At 55.7% G+C, this 3,301-nt stretch carries 3 protein-coding genes; 1 reads left to right on the forward strand and 2 read right to left on the reverse strand.

The window, feature by feature from the left end:
• A partial coding sequence (locus tag IQ273_RS31835) for a transglutaminase family protein (protein WP_194027094.1) occupies positions 1–578 on the forward strand: 578 nt, incomplete at its 5' end.
• 131 nt (positions 579–709) lie between these two features.
• Here IQ273_RS31835 and IQ273_RS31840 read toward each other — a convergent pair.
• Positions 710–1,675, reverse strand: coding sequence for a tetratricopeptide repeat protein (locus tag IQ273_RS31840; protein ID WP_194027095.1), 966 nt, complete (start codon positions 1,673–1,675; stop codon positions 710–712).
• Positions 1,676–1,741: 66 nt separating this feature from the next.
• A complete protein-coding gene (gene glgA, locus IQ273_RS31845; protein ID WP_194027096.1) occupies positions 1,742–3,217 on the reverse strand; it encodes a glycogen synthase GlgA in 1,476 nt (491 codons plus the stop codon).
• Between the last annotated feature and the right edge of the window lie 84 nt (positions 3,218–3,301).

The following is a 3,301-nucleotide window of genomic DNA, read 5'->3' on the forward strand; positions in this document are numbered from 1 at the left end:
CCCGCTACCTGATTGACGACGATGAGCTAGCCATGGATACCCCCACAATTCAGGCAGCGGCCCGCGAGAGCGTAGGCACCGAAACCAACCTACTGCGCCAGGTGCTCAGCATTCGCAATTACGTCTATGACAAGCTTTCCTACGCCGTCACCCCGGCCATTGAAACCCCCGACGTGGTGCTGATGCGGGGTCGCGGATCCTGCGGCGAATACGTGGGCCTACTGCTGGCCCTCATGCGCCTCAACGGCATCGCCTGCCGTACCGTGGGTCGTTACAAGTGCCCGGCCCACGCCGACCAGGCCGGTCTCTACCTAGAGCCCGACTTCAACCACGTGTGGATTGAGTTCTACATTCCCGGCTTTGGCTGGGTGCCCATGGAGTCTAACCCCGACGATGTGCAGGAGGGTGGCCCCTACCCCACCCGCTTCTTGATGGGCTTACCGTGGTGGCATGTAGAAATGGGCAAAGATATTTCCTTTGAAAAGCTGATTCGCCCTCAGGGCAGCCCTGAGGTTCGTCTGGGCGATCTGGCCGTCAACCACATGCGGTTTAGAATTTTGGGAGAACTGGCTCCCTAAACAGTCAGACAGCAAAATCTGCGGGGTGATAAACGCAGGTATGACTCAAAAATTCAGTGCTTCTCGTAGGGGCAAACGGTCGATTGCCCCTACCTAAATTCATGCCTCAATTCAGCACCCCCGAACTTGCCTCACTCGATCAGGCGCTGGAACTGGGGGTGGTCGCGAACGCCGTCAAAGTGGACATCGATTTGCACCATAACCTTGTAGACGTAGGGGCTGAGCACGAAGGTGCGGTAGAGATTCTTGAGGGTTTGCTCTAAGTTGCCCACCATTGCATAGGCGCGGGCTTTGCCGTACCAAGCATTGGGGTTATTGGCGTGGTGGCTGAGGGAGGTCTCAAAGCTGGCGATCGCCTCACTGTAGTGGCCCATTTGAATCAGCACCGTGCCTCGCTGATTCCAGATGTAGTGGGCGTTGGGCCGTTGTTCGAGGGCCAGTTGCAGCACCCGCAGAGCATCGTCGTAGCGGTGCAGACCGCATAGAGCCACCCCCTGGTTATAGCGGGCGCGGTGGTCGTGGGGGTTGAGCTTAAGGCTGTGCTCAAAGCTGTTGACGGCGTCGCGGTAGCGGTGCAGCTGATTTTGGGCCGTGCCTAGGTTATACCAAGCTTTGTTGTCGCCAGGGTTGAGTTTAACCGCCTGTTCTAAATGAGTGGCGGCCTCTTCAAAGTGACTAAGTTTAGCTAGGGCGTGGCCCTTACCATGCCAGGCTAGGCCGTGGGTGGGGCAGCGGGCAATGGCCTGATTGAAGCTTTCTACGGAGGCCTCATACTGTTTGAGGGCGGCCAGACAAAACCCGTGCAGCGTCCAAACCTCGTAGTCGTCTGGGTTAAGGGCAAGCGCTGCCTTAAACCGCGACAGCGCCTCGCTATGACGACTGATAGCGTAGAGAGCATCTCCCTGACCCCGCAGCAGTTTGGCGCGGGTGAGTTTAGACAGGACGATGTCAGAGCTAGCAGACATATGAGCAATCAGCGGCAGTGAGGGCATAGGCTGGTCGGCTTTTTCCAGCGTGCCCATTTCTCTAGGGGCGATCGCTAGTCTATGGGCGCTTCTGTCGTGGGTACTCTCGCACTCTTTAGTGGTACAAACCACAGGCCTGTACCACCAAAACCACCGGAGCTAAGGCCTATTCCAGCCAGCAAATATAAGTAGCGTACGCTACTTGTGCCGTATGTACTCATATAAATCGATGTAAGCCTGCCCCGGATAATTCCAGGAAAAGTCGTACTGCATTCCCTGCTGGGCTAGCTGCTTAAAGGTATTAGGGGCATGATCCCAAACGTCAAAGGCGCGGTTCATGGCCGACTCCAGAGCCACGATATCGCTTTGGAAGAAGACAAAGCCATTGCGCTCTTCAGGCCCGTGCAGGGTGTCATAATCCCAGTCAAACACGGTATTGACCAGGCCACCCACGCCTCTCACAATTGGCACTGTGCCGTATTTGAGGCCGATCATCTGGGTCAGACCGCAGGGCTCAAAGTTGCTGGGCACCACAATCATGTCAGCCCCGGCATAGATCAAGTGGGCCAGCTCTTCGTTGAAGCTTAGCTCCAGGTGCACATCGGGATTTTCGTTGAGGAAGTTCTTTTCGTGCCAGAACCAGTCGTTGATGCTCTTTTCGGTAGCCGAACCCAGCAGCACAAACTGTGCCCCTCTCGCCAGGGCATGGTAGATGGCGTGGTGGACTAAGTGCACCCCTTTTTGGTCATCAAGGCGGCCAATGAAAGCGACCAGGGGCCGATCGCTCTGGCGCAGCAGCAGGCGATCGCGCAGTTCTTTCTTATTTAGCGCCTTGTCCTCAAAGGTGGTGAGACCGTAGTGGTGCGGAATATAGCGATCGCACTCCGGGCTCCACACCTCGTAGTCAATGCCGTTGAGGATGCCTGAAAATTTGTGCTGGTTGGTGTGCAGCGTGTGGCCCAGGCCAAAGCCCTCATTGCCGTGCTGAGCCTCAATAGCGTGGTACGGCGACACCGTATTGACGTGGTTGGCGTAGGTAATCCCCCCCTTCATGAAATTGATCGAAAAGGGGTTGAAATTGTCGCGCAGGCGATCGTACTGGAAGTAGTACTCTGGCCGGTTCAGCCCGGTAGCCCGCAAAATTTCGGTGCCGCCAAAGCCCTGGTGCTTAAAGTTGTGAATGGTGTACAGCGTGCGCTGAAACTCCATGCCGTTGTACTTGTAGATTTCAAACAGCATGACTGGAATCAAACCCGTCTGCCAATCGTGGCAGTGGATTATATCGGGGCGCTTGTTGCTGCGCAGCAAAAATTCCATCGCCGCCTTACTAAAAAAGGCAAACCGCATCGGGTCGTCATCGCAGCCGTAGTAACAGCCCCGATTAAAAAACATCTCCCACGACTTAGGTTCAATAAAGAAACACAGCCGCCCATAGACCCAGCCACAGAGCACATCGCAGAGAATATCAGTGCCAAACCAGGGCACCACCAGGTCGCGGTAAGCCTCGTGTAGACCCCAAATGTGGTCGTACCGCATGCAGTCGTACTTGGGCAAGATGATCTCGACGCAGTGACCTCGGTGTTCTAACTCGGTGCTCAGGCCGTAGACCACATCACCCAGCCCCCCAGCCTTGATCACAGGGGCACATTCCGAGGCAATCTGCACGATATACATGGTGTCTCCCCACTATCCCGTTATAAAAGTTCATTTTAATGCCCCTATTCAATCAGGATGTTGGGGCAGAGGCAAGGGGCGTAG

The sequence above is a fragment of the Nodosilinea sp. LEGE 07298 genome, from assembly GCF_015207265.1.
Taxonomy (GTDB): Bacteria; Cyanobacteriota; Cyanobacteriia; order Phormidesmidales; family Phormidesmidaceae; genus Nodosilinea.